Source organism: Roseivivax sp. GX 12232, from assembly GCF_021272185.1.
GTDB lineage: Bacteria > Pseudomonadota > Alphaproteobacteria > Rhodobacterales > Rhodobacteraceae > Roseivivax.
Window position 1 is genome coordinate 158,916 of record NZ_JAJSEC010000005.1, and the last position, 15,019, is coordinate 173,934.

Annotated in this window: 11 protein-coding genes; 4 read left to right on the forward strand and 7 right to left on the reverse strand. The window is 70.0% G+C overall.

What is annotated here, in order from left to right; translation table 11 throughout:
- Positions 1-66: 66 nt before the first annotated feature.
- Positions 67-2,373, reverse strand: a complete 2,307-nt coding sequence (locus LR948_RS10825; RefSeq protein WP_232754030.1) for a sugar-binding domain-containing protein — start codon at positions 2,371-2,373, stop codon at positions 67-69.
- Entirely contained in the window at positions 2,370-3,026 is a 657-nt protein-coding gene (locus LR948_RS10830) for a DUF2291 family protein (protein WP_232754031.1), read from the reverse strand. The genes LR948_RS10825 and LR948_RS10830 overlap by 4 nt, the downstream gene beginning before the upstream one ends.
- A 666-nt stretch (positions 3,027-3,692) precedes the next feature.
- On the opposite strand from LR948_RS10830, the gene LR948_RS10835 reads away from it, so the two are divergent.
- From LR948_RS10835 to LR948_RS10850, 4 genes are read left to right on the forward strand one after another with little or no spacing between them, the layout of a single operon-like run.
- Positions 3,693-4,670 (forward strand): sugar-binding transcriptional regulator, encoded by a 978-nt coding sequence (locus LR948_RS10835; RefSeq protein ID WP_232754032.1) that lies wholly within the window; start codon positions 3,693-3,695, stop codon positions 4,668-4,670.
- 26 nt (positions 4,671-4,696) lie between these two features.
- Complete coding sequence (locus tag LR948_RS10840) at positions 4,697-6,316, forward strand: FGGY-family carbohydrate kinase (RefSeq protein ID WP_232754033.1); 1,620 nt, start codon at positions 4,697-4,699, stop codon at positions 6,314-6,316.
- Positions 6,317-6,329: 13 nt separating this feature from the next.
- Complete coding sequence (locus LR948_RS10845) at positions 6,330-7,841, forward strand: glycerol-3-phosphate dehydrogenase (protein WP_232754034.1); 1,512 nt, start codon at positions 6,330-6,332, stop codon at positions 7,839-7,841.
- Positions 7,841-8,773 (forward strand): TIM barrel protein, encoded by a 933-nt coding sequence (locus tag LR948_RS10850; RefSeq protein ID WP_232754035.1) that lies wholly within the window; start codon positions 7,841-7,843, stop codon positions 8,771-8,773. The genes LR948_RS10845 and LR948_RS10850 overlap by 1 nt, the downstream gene beginning before the upstream one ends.
- Before the next feature lie 523 nt (positions 8,774-9,296).
- Here the strand turns inward: LR948_RS10850 and LR948_RS10855 are convergent.
- From LR948_RS10855 to LR948_RS10875, 5 genes are read right to left on the reverse strand one after another with little or no spacing between them, the layout of a single operon-like run.
- Positions 9,297-10,238 carry an ABC transporter substrate-binding protein gene (locus tag LR948_RS10855; protein WP_232754141.1) on the reverse strand — a complete coding sequence of 314 codons (942 nt, stop codon included), beginning with the start codon at positions 10,236-10,238 and terminating at the stop codon, positions 9,297-9,299.
- A gap of 39 nt (positions 10,239-10,277) precedes the next feature.
- Positions 10,278-11,276 (reverse strand): ABC transporter permease, encoded by a 999-nt coding sequence (locus tag LR948_RS10860; RefSeq protein ID WP_232754036.1) that lies wholly within the window; start codon positions 11,274-11,276, stop codon positions 10,278-10,280.
- Positions 11,276-12,787, reverse strand: coding sequence for a sugar ABC transporter ATP-binding protein (locus LR948_RS10865; RefSeq protein WP_232754037.1), 1,512 nt, complete (start codon positions 12,785-12,787; stop codon positions 11,276-11,278). Before LR948_RS10865 ends, LR948_RS10860 begins: the two co-directional genes overlap by 1 nt.
- A complete protein-coding gene (locus LR948_RS10870; protein WP_232754038.1) occupies positions 12,784-13,926 on the reverse strand; it encodes a Gfo/Idh/MocA family protein in 1,143 nt (380 codons plus the stop codon). Before LR948_RS10870 ends, LR948_RS10865 begins: the two co-directional genes overlap by 4 nt.
- Positions 13,923-14,981, reverse strand: coding sequence for a sugar phosphate isomerase/epimerase (locus LR948_RS10875; RefSeq protein ID WP_232754039.1), 1,059 nt, complete (start codon positions 14,979-14,981; stop codon positions 13,923-13,925). The genes LR948_RS10870 and LR948_RS10875 overlap by 4 nt, the downstream gene beginning before the upstream one ends.
- Positions 14,982-15,019: the final 38 nt, after the last annotated feature.

A 15,019-nucleotide genomic window follows, 5' to 3' on the forward strand; every position in this document is an offset into this window, starting at 1 on the left:
GTCGTCCCCTTGCTGGTGTCTTGCCGCCGGGCCGGGCCGGGGCGCTATGGGTCATGCGGGGGTGGCTCATCGCGGCCCCGCGCCGCCGCGCAGCGCATCGGTGATCTCGCGCGCGGTGTGTTCGTCGGTGATCAGGCCCGAGAGCATCCCGCTGGCCAGGACGGCGCGGACGGCGCCGACCTTCATGCGGCCGCCGGCCACGGCGACCACCCGCGCGCGGTCGAGATCGGCGCGCGGCAGGGTCAGGATGCGTTCGGTCAGCTCGGTCTCGACCGGGCGGCCCGCGGCGTCGAAGAAATGGCCCATGGCCTCGCCGACGGCGCCGGCCTCGGCCAGGGCGGCCATTTCCTCGGGCGTGACCATGCCGGTCTTCACCAGTTCCGCCTCGGCGTCGACGCCGCCGATGCCCACCACCAGAAGGTCCGCGGCGCGGGCCTGGTCCTGGGCGGTGGCGGCCTCCTTCTGGCCCAGAAGCACCGCGCGGTCGGCCGCGGAATTGGCCATGAAGGGCACCGGCATCAGCGTGGCGGTGCCGCCGGTCGCCTCGGCCAGTCGGTTGACCACCTGGTGGGGGTTGGCCTCGGACTGGCGGGTCAGCCCGCCCATGAGCGCCTGCACCCGGACCTCGGGCGCGGCAAGCGCGGGCAGCGCCTCGGCGCAGGCCAGGAGCGTCCGGCCGTGGCTCACCCCCAGCGACAGGTCGGGCTTGCGCCCGATCTCGCCGGCCAGGAAGGCTGCGCCCGCGGCACCCAGGGGCGCCAGCGGCAGGTCGTCCTGGTGCAGGTCGCTGACCACCTCGCAGAGGTCGAGCCCGTAGGCCTCGGCCAGGTTCTGCTCGAGGTCGACCTCGCCCGAGGCCGCCATGATCTGTTCCTTGGTGGCATCGGGGCCGAACTCGGCGGAAATCTTGCCCTTGTGCATGACGATGATGCGATGCGCGATCGACAGGCACTCGGTCACTTCCGAGGTCGAATAGATCACCGCGAGCCCGCGCTCCGCCCCTTCCGAGAGCAGCCGGAAGACCTCGGCCTTGGCGCCAATGTCGATGCCGCGCGAAGGTTCGTCGAGCAGCACCACCTCGGGCCCGGTGGCGAGCATCTTGCCGATCACCACCTTCTGCTGGTTGCCGCCCGAGAGCGAGCCGATGGCCGCGTCGCCGCCGTCGGTCTTGATGGTCACGTCGCGGATCGCCTCGTCGACCAGCGCCTTCTCGGCGCGCTTGGAGGTAAAGAGCCCGCGGGTGAAGGCCCCGATCGAGGCCAGCGAGAGGTTCTGCCCGACGCTCATGGTCTGCACCAGCCCGTCGCGCTGCCGGTCCTCGGGGGTCAGCACCAGCCCGCGCGCGATGCGCTCGGCGATGGAAAGCCCGGCCACGTCCTGGCCGTGCAGCAGGATCCGCCCGCCCGAGGGCTTCAGCCGCCCGGCGACACATTCCATGGTCTCGGTGCGGCCGGCGCCCATCAGCCCGTAAAGGCAGACGATCTCGCCCTTGCGGACGCTCAGCGACAGCCGGTCGACGAGGTCGTACCCCTTGTTGCCGGGCGCCGGCACCGAGAGGTTGTCGATCTCGAGCGCGGTCTCGCCGAAGTCGTAGCCGGTGGGCGGCGCGCCCAGGTCGAAATGGTCGCCGACCATGTGCCGCACGATCCATTCGAGGTCGATCTCGGCGCGCGGGGCGAAGGCGGTCATATTGCCGTCGCGCAGGACCACCGCGTGATCGGTGATCTCCAACGCCTCCTCGAGGTGGTGCGAGATGTAGACGATCGAGACACCGCGCGCGGTCAGGTCGCGGATCACCTTGAAGAGCACCTCGACCTCCGAGGCCGACAGCGCCGAGGTCGGCTCGTCCATGATCAGGATGCGCGAATTGACCGACAGGGCGCGGGCGATCTCGACCACCTGCTGCTGGCCCAGGCGCAGGTCCTCGACCGGGGTCAGCGGGTCGATGTCCTCTTCGAGCTCCTCCATCAGCGCGCGGGCCTGGCGGGCCTCCTCGGCATAGTCGACGCCCGCCGGGCCGATGATCTCGCGGCCCATGAAGATATTGTCGCGCACGTTCATGTTGGGCGCGAGGCTCAGCTCCTGGTGGATGATCGAGATGCCCAGGTCGCGGGCCTCGGCGGCGGAGCCGAAGCTGACCGGCTGACCGTCCAGCACGATGTCGCCCGAGGTCGGCCGGATCACCCCCGAGAGGATCTTCATCAAGGTCGACTTGCCCGCGCCGTTCTCGCCGAAGAGCGTCGTCACCTGGCCCTTGTGGACGTCGAAGTTCACGCCCTTCAGCGCGTGCACGCTGCCGTAGGACTTGGCGACGTTCTGGGCCGAGAGGACGACCGCGCCGGTCTGCGCCTCGATGGGGTCGTGGCGGGTCATTCGACCGACAGCTCCACCGGCGTGACCAGCCAGTTCTTCGGGTTGATCAGCTTGAAGGCCCCGGTGACGGTGATCGTCTTGCCGGTCAGATTGGCGGTGTCGACCCCGGCCAGGACCTCTTCCTTCATGGCGTTGTTGATCGCCGCGCCGGCGTCCTGATACTCGATCTGGTTGGTGAACTGGCCGAACTCGATGTCGCCGGTGGCGTCGCGCAGCTCGGTGCCGTTGATCGCCGGGCCGGTCTGGACGCGGATGCCCATGCCCTCGGGCAGGCCCTCGACGTCGACGGTGTAAATGCCGGATTTCGCCTCGCCCGCGGTGCCGGTGAAGGTGACCGGGACGACCGGGCCGAAGCCCTCGCCGACGCCATATTCCTGGCCCGCGGCGGTGGCGTCCTCGGCGACGGCGGCGGCCAGCTCGGGGGCCGGGACGGCGCGCTCGAGGATGCTGTCGCGGATGCGCGGGAACTGCGCCTGGCCGTAGCTGGCCGGGTCGAAGACCTCGTCCTGCACGTCCTCCTCGGAGCCGATCACCACCACCTTGGTGTCGAGCGCCATGGCGGCGAGGATCGCCACCAGCGCGGCGCCGCCGAGCAGCGTCTTGAGGGAGAGGCGGGCCGCGCCGGGGCGGCCGGGATCGGCGGGAGTGCTCATGGCTCGGACCTTTCCTCCGTCGGTCGAGGCGCGCAGGCCCGGGACAGGCCGGACCGGCGCGGAAATTCTGTTGTCAGGGGGTCTTGGCCGGCGCGACCCCTTCCGGGTGCCCGCGCGTCCTGGCGCCGATGCGGGACGCCGCCGCCTCCTCCCCCGGACCCATGGTGCCGCGCCCTCCTCGCGCCGGCATCGGGGCCCATGACCGGGGTTTCGGAGGGGATGCGCCCCACCTCGGCCCGCGGCATTGTGAGATAACAATGTTAAATTCACAGCGGCCTGTCAATTGATTCTTGTGATCGGCGGGAGGGGCTGGTGTGAAGAAGATGGGGTGGCGCGGGTTGATGAGGGCTGATGGAAGGCCGGACAAAGAGGGCTGGGCGGGCGGGAGGCATGCGCCCGAAAACCCACCCTAACCTATGTTTTTATGAGCTTTTATGGACACCCCTGAGGTTCGGACCACCCGCCCCACCCCGCACAGCGCCACAGCACCACACCCCAGGCGACCACCCACAAAAGAATCCAACCCAAGCGTTAGCCCACCTGAGAACATCACACCGCTTATGTGATTTTCTTGACCGATCCGCCCGCATGAAGTATTTTTCGTAACATGAAATTTCTTGCGACTCACCAAAGCGAGTCGCCAGGACACCACTTCGGGAGAGCCGCATGGGCGCAGAGGGACGACAGCCGGGACAGCGCAGCGCCGCCGAGCAGAGCCTCGCCGTCCGCGCCGCCTGGCTGCATTACGCCGGCGGGCTGACCCAGGCCGAGGTCGCCGCAAGGCTCGGTGTCTCTGCGGTCAAGGCGCATCGCCTCGTGCAGCTCGCCAACCAGATCGGCGCGGTGCGCGTCTCGGTCGAGGGCGACGTGGTCGAATGCCTCGAGCTCGAGGCCCAGCTCTCCGCCCGCCACGGGCTCACCGACTGCCGCGTGGTCCCGGACCTCGGCGAGGAGGGCCTGCCGCTGCGCGCCCTCGGCCCCGCCGGGGCGCAGCTTCTCGAACGGGCGGTGCATGACCCCGCGGTCGGGCTGATCGGGCTTGGCCACGGGCGCACCCTGGCCGCCGCCATCGCCGCCCTGCCCCGGCTCGAGGCGCGCGACACGCGCTTCGTCTCGCTCCTGGGCGGGCTGACCCGGAACTACGCCGCCAACCCGCATGACGTGATGCACCAGCTTTCCGCCAAGACCCGGGCCGAAGCCTATGTCATGCCGGTGCCCTTCTTCGCCAATACCCCCGCCGACCGCGAGGTGCTCATGGCGCAGCACGGCGTCGCCGAGGTGGCGGCGCTGGCGCGGCAGGCGGCGCTCTATCTCGTGGGCATCGGCACGGTCCGGGCCGACACCCAGCTTGTCGCCTCGCGCATGGTCAACCCCGAGGAGATCCACGCCGTCGCCGCGCGCGGCGGCTGCGGCGAGATGCTGGGGCATTTCTTCGACGCGACGGGCGCGGTAGTCGACACCCCGCTCAGCGCCCGCACCGTGGCGCCGCCGCTCTCCGAGCTGGGCGGCCGCCGCGTGGTCGCCATCGCCGGCGGGCCGGACAAGACCGAGGCCATCGCCGCGGTCCTGAAAAGCGGCCATCTGAGCGGGCTGATCACCGACGAGGCCAGTGCCCGCGCGCTTCTGGCCCGCGACGCGGCCTGAGGGGCCGCCAGGAGGAGGAGCACGACATGGCAGAGAGGGATCTTCTGATCGGGCTCGACGCCGGAACCTCGGTGGTCAAGGCGGTGGCCTTCGACCTCGAGGGCAGCCAGGTGGCCGATGCCTCGGTCCTGAACCACTACCGCAGCGGTGCCGACGGCGCGGCGGTGCAATCGCTCGACCAGACCTGGGCCGACGCGAGCGCCGCGCTGCGCCGCTTGGGCGAGACGGTGCCGGACCTCGCCCGCCGCTGCGCCGCGCTGGCGGTCACCGCCCAGGGCGACGGCACCTGGCTGGTCGATGCCGACAACCGCCCGGTCGATGACGCCTGGCTCTGGCTCGACGCCCGCGCCGCACCGACCGTGCGCCGGTTGGCCTCGGGCGCGGAGGACCGCGCGCGCTTCGAGGCCACGGGCACCGGGCTCAACACCTGCCAGCAGGGCGCGCAGATGGCGCATATGGACGCCAATCACCCTGCGCTTCTGGACCGCGCCGAGGTGGCGCTGCACTGCAAGGACTGGCTCTATCTCAACCTCACCGGGGTGCGGGCGACCGACCCTTCCGAGGCCAGCTTCACCTTCGGCAACTTCCGCAGCCGGGCCTATGACGACACGGTCATCGCCGCGCTGGGGCTCGGGCATAGGCGACACCTCTTGCCGGAAATCCTCGACGGGACCGAGGTGACGCATCCGCTGACCGAGGAGGCCGCGCGCGAGACCGGGCTTCTGCCCGGCACGCCGGTCAGCCTGGGTTATGTCGACATGATGATGACAGCGCTCGGCGCGGGCGTGCACACCGGCGACGCGGGCGCGGCCTGTTCGACCATCGGCTCGACCGGGGTGCACATGCGCGCGGTCACCGCCGAGGAGGTGCATCTGAACGCCGAGGGCACCGGCTACGTGATCTGCGCGCCGGTGCCGGGGCTGGTCACCCAGGTGCAGACCAACATGGCCGCCGCGCTCAACATCGACTGGGCGCTGCGCGTCGCCGCCGACCTGATGAGCGAGACCGGCCACCCGCATGACTACGCCGACCTCGTGGGCCGGATCGACGGCTGGATGGCCCGCGCCCAGCCCGGGGCGCTGATCTACCACCCCTATATCTCCGAGGCCGGCGAACGCGGCCCCTTCGTCAACGCCGAGGCGCGGGCGGGCTTCATCGGGCTCTCGGCGCATCACCGCTTCGCCGACATGATGCGCGGCGTGGTCGAGGGGCTCGGGCTCGCGGCGCGGGACTGCTATTCCGCCATGGGCGGCATGCCGCGCGAGCTGCGCCTGACCGGCGGGGCCGCGCGTTCGGCGGCGCTGCGCGGGGTGCTGGCGGCGGCCACCGAGGCGCCGGTGCGGGTCTCGGCCCGCGAAGAGGCCGGGGCCGCGGGCGCGGCGATGATGGCCGCCGTGGCGATCGGCGCCTATCCCGACATGGACGCCTGCATCGCCCGCTGGGTGACGCCGCTTCTCGGCGCGCCCGAGGCCCCCGACCCTGAGCTGGTCGAGACCTACCGCGGCATCTTCCCCGCCTATGTCGCCGCGCGCGAGACCCTGCCGCCGGTCTGGGACCGGCTGGCCGAGGCCCGCGCCGGCGCCAATGCCCCGGCCCGGGGCGAAGCCACTGACATGACGCTCGACGCGACCGCGCGGGCCACTTGACCGGAGTGAGACCATGACCCAATCCCAAGACGTCGACCTGTTCGTCATCGGCGGCGGCATCAACGGCGCGGGCATCGCCCGGGACGCCGCGGGCCGCGGCCTGAGCGTGGTGCTCTGCGAGAAGGACGACCTGGCCGAGGGCACCTCCTCGCGGTCGGGCAAGCTGGTGCACGGCGGGCTGCGCTACCTCGAGTATTACGAGTTCCGGCTGGTGCGCGAGGCGCTGATCGAACGCGAGGTGCTGATGAACGCCGCGCCGCATATCATCTGGCCGCTGCGCTTCGTGCTGCCGCATTCGCCCGACGACCGCCCGGCCTGGCTGGTGCGGCTGGGGCTCTTTCTCTACGACCACCTGGGCGGGCGGAAGAAGCTGCCCGGCACCCGCACGCTGAACCTGCGCCGCGACCCCGAGGGCGCTCCGATCCTCGACCGCTACACCCGCGGCTTCGAATATTCCGACTGCTGGGTCGACGACGCCCGGCTGGTGGTGCTGAACGCCGTCGATGCCGCCGAGCGCGGCGCGACGGTGCTGACCCGCAGCCCCTGCGTCTCGGCCCGCCGCGAGGACGGCGCCTGGACCTGCGTGACCCGCGACAGCCTGACCGGAGAGGAGCGCAGCTACCGCGCCCGCGTGGTGGTCAATGCCGCCGGCCCCTGGGTCTCGGACGTGATCCAGCGGGTCGCCGGGGCGAACTCAAGCCGCAACGTCCGGCTGGTGAAGGGCAGCCACATCATCGTGCCGAAGTTCTGGGAGGGGCCGAACTCCTACCTGGTGCAGAACCACGACAAGCGGGTGATCTTCATCAACCCCTACGAGGGCGACAAGGCGCTGATCGGCACCACGGACGTGCCCTACGAAGGCGACGCCGCCGACCCCGAGATCTCCGACGACGAGATCGAGTATCTGCTCGCCGCGGTGAACCGCTACTTCAAGGAGAAGCTGCGCCGCGAGGACATCCTCGAGACCTTCTCGGGGGTGCGGGCGCTCTTCGACGACGGCCAGGGCAACCCCTCGGCGGTGACCCGCGACTATGTCTTCGACCTCGAGGAACGCGACGGCGCGCCGCTGCTGAACGTCTTTGGCGGTAAGATCACCACCTTCCGCGAGCTCTCCGAGCACGGGCTGCAGAAGCTCGCCCATGTCTTCCCGAAGATGGGCGGAGACTGGACCCATGACGCCCCCCTGCCCGGCGGCGACATGGAGGCGGCCGATTACGATCTCTTCCGCGAACGGCTGAAGGCCGACTACCCCTGGATGCCGCGTGAGCTGCGCCAGCACTACGGGCGGCTCTACGGCACGCGCACGGCGCTGATCGCGGGGGGCGCGACGGGGCTCGAGGGGCTCGGCAGGCATTTCGGCGGCCAGCTCTACGAGGCCGAGGCGCGCTATCTCATGGTGCATGAATGGGCCCGGCGGCCCGAGGACGTGCTCTGGCGCCGGACCAAGCACCGGCTCGACCTGAGCGCCGCAGAACAGGCCGCCTTCGCCGATTGGTTCGCGGCCCAGGCGCAGGAGGCCGCCTGATGCCGCTGACGCTTTCGCTCAACACCAACCCGCTGGTGAACCGTTTCGCCGAGCCCGCCGACCTGATCGAGACCACCGCGCGCGATCTGCGGCTGCGCGACTTGCAGCTCACCCATGAGTTCATCAATCCCTCCTGGCCGGCCGCGACCCTGCGCCGGCTGACCCGCGAGATGGACCGCGCCTGCCAGCGCACCGGGGTGCGGGTGACCTCGGGGATGACCGGGCCTTACGGGCGGCTCAACCACTTCGGCCATCCCGACCCGGAGGTGCGGCGCTATTACGTCGAGTGGTTCAAGACCTTCGCCGACATCATCGGCGATCTCGGCGGTGCCTCGGTCGGCACGCAGTTCGCGATCTTCACCTTCCGCGATTACGACGATCCGGCGCGCCGCGAGGAGCTGATCCGCATCGCCATCGACTGCTGGGCCGAGGTGGCCGACCACGCGCGCGCCGCGGGACTGGACTATGTCTTCTGGGAGCCGATGAGCGTCGGCCGCGAGTTCGGCGAGACGATCGAGAGCTGCCTGGCGCTGCAGGACCGTCTGAGCGCCGCCGAGATGGCCGTGCCGATGTGGATGATGGCCGACATCGACCACGGTGATGTCACGAGCGCCAACCCCGCCGATTATGACCCCTACGCCTGGGCGCGGGCGGTGCCGAAGGTCTCGCCGATCATCCACATCAAGCAGTCGCTGATGGACAAGGGCGGGCACCGGCCCTTCACCGCGGAGTTCAACGCCAAGGGCGCGATCCAGCCCGCGCCGCTGCTCGAAGCCTTCGCCGAGGGCGGGGCCGAGGACAACGAGATCTGCCTGGAGCTCTCCTTCAAGGAGCGCGAGCCCAACGACCGCGAGGTGATCCCGCAGATCGCCGAAAGCGTGGCCTTCTGGGCGCCGCATATCGACAGCGGGGCGGGGGATTTGAAGGTGTGAGGGGGGGGGGGCTTCTGGTAGGTGGCCCTCGCACGCGGGCAGCACCTGAAGCGTTGTGCGCTAATCCTAGACGCCGGGCGCCAGTGGCGGGCAGAGAGCCCAGCCTCTGCAAACGCCCCGTCAGACCGTGAACGTGGCCCGTCACACCGCCATCTTCACTAAAGCACCCCGATGCAACCAACCCCCCGCTTGCGCCCGAATAGCATCGAAGATGCCGGGCGCGCGCCGGACCGGCCCCTTGGGCCGGCGCTCTTGTGGGCGTTGCGCTTAGTTCATCTTTTGTCCTGACCTTGCGTGGATAAAGCGCCTCGCTCGGAGGTCAGCAGCGCCGGCCCCCGGTCCGGTGCGCGCCCTCTGTTGCGCTGGTTTTCAGGTTTGAGGGTCGCAGGTGGCGAGGGGCACGCGTCGAACGCCTGGAGGCACGTTGCCCCCCAAACAAGAAAACCGGGCGGCGGACCGCCCGGCTCTCGACCGTTCGGAGGTCCCGGCCGGAGGGCGCACCCGCCGCCCGGCCGGGGACCGATCAGAACGGGCTGTCGGGGTAGTAGAAGTCTTCCGCGTTCTCCTCGGTGATCAGCACCGAGCCGATGGTGAAGGTGCCCGAGACCGGCGCGTTGGAGACCATGCCGACCGCGGTCATCTCGATCGCCGTGGCGATCATCGCGGGCGGATAGGTGACATTGGCGGGGATCATCTCGTCGCCCTCCATCACCCGCTGGACCATCTCCTTCATGCCGGCGCCGCCCAGGACGAACTGCACGTCCTCGCGGCCCGCCGCCTCGATCGCGGCCAGGACACCCACGGCCATGTCGTCATCCGAGGCCCAGACCGCGTCGATCTGCTCGTGCTTCTGTAGGAAGTCCTGCATCACGTTGAAGCTGTCGTCGCGGTTCCAGTTGCCGTGTTCCATGTCGATGATGGTGATGCCGGAGCCCTCGATCGCCGCCTCGAAGCCCGCAACGCGCTCGTTGTCGATGGTGGTGGGGATGCCGCGCAGCACGACGATGTCGCCGCCCTCGGGCATCTTCTCGGCCATGTATTCCCCCGCGACGCGGCCGAAGCCGGGGTTGTCGCCGGCGACGTAAAGATCCTCGACCCCCTCGACCGAAAGGCCGCGGTCGACCACCGTGACCCAGGTGCCATTGGCCGCCACCGACTGGATCGGCGGGGTGAGCGGGTCGCTCTCGAAGGGCAGGACCACCAGCGCGTCGATGTCGCGGGTGGCGACCATGTCCTCGATGTCGTTGACCTGGGCGCCCGCGTCCGAGGCCGCCGCCAGCACGAAGTCGAGCTGCGGATAGGCCTCCTCGAGACGCTTCACCGTCTCCTGGGCGTGGAAGTTCATGCCCCCGGCCCAGCCGTGGGTCGCAGCCGGGATCGACACGCCGATCACCGTGGTGTCGTCCTGCGCCCAGGCCGGGCCCGCGAGCGCCAGCGCCGTGCATCCGGCGAGAACCGTCTTCATGTAGCTCATGTGGTTTCCTCCCTTTGGATCGGCCGGGGCTCAGCCCTTGGCCTTGGCTTCCCGCTGCAGAATGACCGCGAGAATGATGATGACCCCCTGGATGGCGCCGTTGAGATAAGGCGACACGAGGTCGGTCAGATTCAGGATGTTGTCGATCAGGCTCAGGATCAGCACGCCGATCACCGTGCCCCAGACCCGGCCGAAGCCGCCCTTGAGCACCGTGCCGCCGATGATCACCGCGGCGATGGCCTCGAGCTCCCAAAGAAGCCCGGTCGAGGCCGAGGCCGAGCCCAGGCGCGGCACATACATGATGGTCGCGATGCCCACGAGCAGGCCCAGCATGGCGTAGGTCAGAAGCCGCGTGCGGTTCACGTCGACATTGGAATAATGCGCCACATCGGCGTTGGAGCCGGTCGCCGCGCAATGCCGGCCGAAGCGCGCGCGGCTCATCAGGAGCTCGCCCAGGATCACCACCAGCGCGAAGACGATGATCGGCCAGGAGATGCCCAGGATGCCCTCGAAGTAGACCGGCCGGTAGAAGGTGCGCAGCCCGAAATCGAGGCTCAGCGTGCCGCCGTCGGCAAGCCAGGTCACGAGGCTGCGGTAGATGCCCATGGTGCCGAGCGTGACGATGAAGGCCTCGATCCCGACGGTGGTGATGAGAAAGCCGTTCAGAAGCCCCGCCGCGATGCCCGCGACGATGGCGACCGCCATGCCGAGCAGGATGATCGGCACGCCCACCCCGAGGGTCGGCAGCGCGGCGTTCATCACCAGGATCATCAGCCCCGCGATGAAGGCCGCCATGGAGCCCACCGACAGGTCGAGCCCGCCGGCGGTGATCACGAAGGTCATACCGACCGCGATGATGCCGATGAAGGCCGAGCGCGCGAGCACATTGGTGATATTCGCCGCGCCCAGGAAGTTCGAGTTCAGCGCCGCGCCGATGGCGATCAGCACGATCAGCGCGAGGATCGGGCCCAGGACGCTCATCGAGGGCAGCGTCCAGCGCGGCGCGCTATTGGTGGTTTCCGTGGTCATCAGGCGACCCTCCCTGTCTCCTCGGCCCCGAGCCCCATGGCCAGGCGCACGATCGCGTCCTCGGTGATCCGGTCCCCGGACAGCTCGCCCGCGACCCGGCCGGTGCGCATCACCAGCACCCGGTCGGCCAGGCCGATGACCTCCTGCATCTCGGAGGAGATCATCACCACGCCGTGGCCCCGCGCCGCGAAGGCGCGCAGGAAGGCGTAGATCTGCTGCTTGGTGCCGATGTCGATGCCGCGCGTCGGCTCGTCGACGATCAGGATGCGGGGCTCGGACTGCATGATCTTGGCCAGCAGGAGCTTCTGCTGGTTGCCGCCGGACAGGTTGCCCACCGCCATGTCGCGGCGTCCGGCGCGGATGTCGAACTCGGAGATCGCGCCGTCGAGCGCGCGCTCCTCGGCGGCGCGGTCGATGATCAGCCCGCCGAAGCGCGCCAGCGCCTGCAGCGTCAGGTTCACCCGCATGGTCTTTTCCAGCAGGAGCCCGCGCAGCTTGCGGTCCTCGGTCAGGTAGCAGAGCCCACGCGCCAGGGCGTCGGCGGGCCGGGTGATCGTCACGGTCTCGCCCTCGACGGTGATCTCAGTGGCGCGGGCGGGGCGCAGCCCGCAAAGGCCCTCCATGGCCTCGGTCCGGCCCGAGCCGATCAGCCCGGCGACGCCCAGGATCTCGCCGTGGCGCAGCTCGAAGCCGACGCCCTCGGCATGGCCGGGCACATCGAGGCCCGCGACCCGCAGCATGACCGCGCCGGGCTGTCCGTCCTTCTCGGGATAGAGGTCCGAGACGTCGCGCCCGACCATTGCGGTCGCCATGGCGTCCTCAGTGATCGCCTCGGCGCGGGTGTCGCGCACCACCGCGCCGTCGCGCAGCACCGTGACATGATCCGCGATCTCGGAGACCTCGCCCAGCTTGTGCGAGGTGAAGAGCACCGCCGTGCCCGCCGCGGTCATGGCGCGCACCTGCTGGAACAGGATCTCGGTCTCGGCCCCGGTCAGGACGGCGGTCGGCTCGTCCATGATCAGCACCCGCGCGTCCCGGCTGAGCGCCTTGGCGATCTCGACCATCTGCTTGTCCGAATTGGAAAGCTGCGCCACCCGCGTGTCGGGATGGGCGCGGCAGTTCACCCGGTCGAGGTATTGCCGCGTCAGCGCCCGCATCCGCGCCTTGTCGAGGAAGGGCCCGCGCCGCAGCTCGCGGCCAAGGAAGATGTTCTGCTCCACGGTGAGCTGTTCGGCGAGGTTGAACTCCTGGTGGATCATCACGATCCCCGCCTCCTCGCCGTCGTGCAGCGAGCCGAAACTGACCTCCTGCCCGTCGAGCAGGATGCGCCCGGCGCTGGCGGGCTGGTAGCCCGCGAGGATCTTCATGGTGGTCGACTTGCCCGCCCCGTTCTCGCCGATCAGCGCCAGCACCTCGCCGGCGCGCAGATCGAGGTCGACGCCGTGCAGCACCTCGACCGGGCCGAAGCTCTTGCGGACCTCGCGCAGGCTCAGGACGGGCTCGCCGGTCATAGCGCCACCCAGCCCGCGTCCTCGCGCGCCGAGGCGACGCAGGCGCGGATGAAGGCCATGCCCTCCTGCCCGGCGGCGAGGCCCGGCAGCTTGCCCATGACCTCGGCGCGGGGGGCGCCGTCCTGGACCGCACGGATCGCCCCGGCGGCCTCGGTGTAGAGATTGGCGAAGGCCTCGAGGTAGCCCTCGGGGTGGCCGGGCGGAATGCGGCTGACCGCGACCCCGGCCTCATGGGCGCCCGCGCCGTTGCGGGTGATGCGGCGGCTCGGCTCCCCATGCGGGGTGAACCAGAGGTGGTTGGGGTTCTCCTGCCCCCATTCGAGCCCGCCCGCATCGCCGAAGAGCCGCAGCCGCAGCCCGTTCTCGCAGCCCGGCGCGACCTGGCTGCACCAGAGCATGCCGCGCGCGCCGCTGGCGTAGCGCAGCATCACATGGGCGTTGTCGTCGAGCTGCCGCCCGGCGCCGAAGCTCTGCAGGTCGGCGGCGAGCCGCTCGGGCCGTTCGCCGGTCACGAAGGCGGCGAGGTTGTAGGCATGGGTGCCGATGTCGCCGATCGAACCGCCCGCGCCCGAGCGCGCCGGGTCGGTGCGCCATTCGGCCTGTTTGACGCCCTCGGTCTCGACCGCGCCGGTCATCCAGTCCTGGGGATATTCCACCTGCACCACGCGCAGCCGCCCCAGCGCGCCCTCGGCGACCATGGCCTGGGCCTGCCGGACCATCGGGTAGCCGGTGTAATTGTGGGTGAGGATGAAAAGCGCGGGGCTTGCGGCCACCGCCTCGGCCATGGCCTCGGCATCCTCGAAGGTGGCGGTCAGGGGCTTGTCGCAGATGACGTGGATGCCGCGTTCGAGAAAGGGTTTCGCCGCTGCGAAATGCAGGTGGTTCGGGGTGACGATGGCCACCGCCTCGATGCCGTCGGGGCGGGCGGCCTCGGCCTCGGCCATCTCCTCGAAACTGCCGTAGCTGCGCGCGGGGTCGAGGCCCAGCGCCTTGCCGCTGGCGCGCGCCTTCTCGGGCGTGGAGCTCAACGCCCCCGCCACCAGCGTGTAATCCCCGTCGATGCGGCTTGCGATGCGGTGCACGCCGCCGATGAATGCGTCGGCGCCGCCGCCGACCATGCCCAGTCGGATCGGTGTCATCGGTCCAGTCCCAGAAGCTTGCGGTTGGTCTCGGCGTCGACCTCGCCGCCGGCGAAATCGTCGAAGGCATGCGGGGTCACGCGGATGATCTGGTCGCGCACGAAGGCGGCCCCTTCGCGGGCGCCGTCCTCGGGGTGCTTGAGGCAGCATTCCCATTCCACGACCGCCCAGCCGTCGAAATCATTGGCCGCCATCTTCGAGAAGACCGCCCCGAAATCGACCTGCCCGTCGCCCGGCGAGCGGAAGCGCCCGGCGCGGTTCACCCAGGACTGGTAGCCGCCGTAGACGCCCTGCCGCCCGGTCGGATTGAACTCCGCGTCCTTGACGTGGAACATCTTGATGCGCTCGGCATAGATGTCGATGTTGTCGAGGTAATCGAGGCACTGCAGCACGTAGTGCGAGGGGTCGTAGAGCATGTTGCAGCGCGCGTGCCCGTCGAGCTTCTCGAGGAACATCTCGAAGCTGATGCCGTCGTGCAAATCCTCCATCGGGTGGATCTCGTAGCAGAGGTCGACGCCGCAGTCCTCGGCGTGGTCGAGGATCGGCCGCCAGCGCGCGGCGAGCTCGTCGAAGGCGGTCTCGACCAGGCCCTCGGGGCGCTGCGGGAAGGGATAGACGAAGGGCCAGGCGAGCCCGCCCGAGAAGGTCACATGCTGGCCGATGCCTAGCGCCTTCGAGGCGGTGAGCGCCTTTTTCACCCGGTCGACCGCCCAGTCGGTGCGCGCCTTGGGCTTGCCCTGCACTTCCGGGGCGGCGAAGCCGTCGACCCAGGCGTCATAGGCGGGATGCACGGCGACGAGCTGGCCGAGGATATGGCTCGAGAGGTCGCTGACCTCGACGCCATTGGCCCGCGCGGTGCCGATCCATTCGTCGCGGTAGTCCTGCGACACCGCCAGTTGGTCGAGGTCGACCAGCCGCGTGTCCCAGACCGGAACCTGCACGCCGGCATAGCCGCAATCGGCCGCCCAGCGGGTGATGCCGTCCCAGGAATTGAACGGGGCCGCATCCCCGGCGAATTGCGCCAGGAACAGGCCGGGGCCCTTGATGGTCTTCATATGTCCTCCCTTTGCCGGGCCGGCCCCGCTCCTCCGGG

Coding starts and splice junctions, on each gene's coding strand:
- LR948_RS10850 (WP_232754035.1), top strand. CDS start 7,841: ATGCCGCTGACGCTTTCGCTCAACACCAACCCGCTGGTGAACCGTTTC.
- LR948_RS10825 (WP_232754030.1), bottom strand. CDS start 2,373: ATGACCCGCCACGACCCCATCGAGGCGCAGACCGGCGCGGTCGTCCTC.
- LR948_RS10840 (WP_232754033.1), top strand. CDS start 4,697: ATGGCAGAGAGGGATCTTCTGATCGGGCTCGACGCCGGAACCTCGGTG.
- LR948_RS10845 (WP_232754034.1), top strand. CDS start 6,330: ATGACCCAATCCCAAGACGTCGACCTGTTCGTCATCGGCGGCGGCATC.
- LR948_RS10855 (WP_232754141.1), bottom strand. CDS start 10,238: ATGAAGACGGTTCTCGCCGGATGCACGGCGCTGGCGCTCGCGGGCCCG.
- LR948_RS10860 (WP_232754036.1), bottom strand. CDS start 11,276: ATGACCACGGAAACCACCAATAGCGCGCCGCGCTGGACGCTGCCCTCG.
- LR948_RS10870 (WP_232754038.1), bottom strand. CDS start 13,926: ATGACACCGATCCGACTGGGCATGGTCGGCGGCGGCGCCGACGCATTC.
- LR948_RS10835 (WP_232754032.1), top strand. CDS start 3,693: ATGGGCGCAGAGGGACGACAGCCGGGACAGCGCAGCGCCGCCGAGCAG.
- LR948_RS10865 (WP_232754037.1), bottom strand. CDS start 12,787: ATGACCGGCGAGCCCGTCCTGAGCCTGCGCGAGGTCCGCAAGAGCTTC.
- LR948_RS10875 (WP_232754039.1), bottom strand. CDS start 14,981: ATGAAGACCATCAAGGGCCCCGGCCTGTTCCTGGCGCAATTCGCCGGG.
- LR948_RS10830 (WP_232754031.1), bottom strand. CDS start 3,026: ATGAGCACTCCCGCCGATCCCGGCCGCCCCGGCGCGGCCCGCCTCTCC.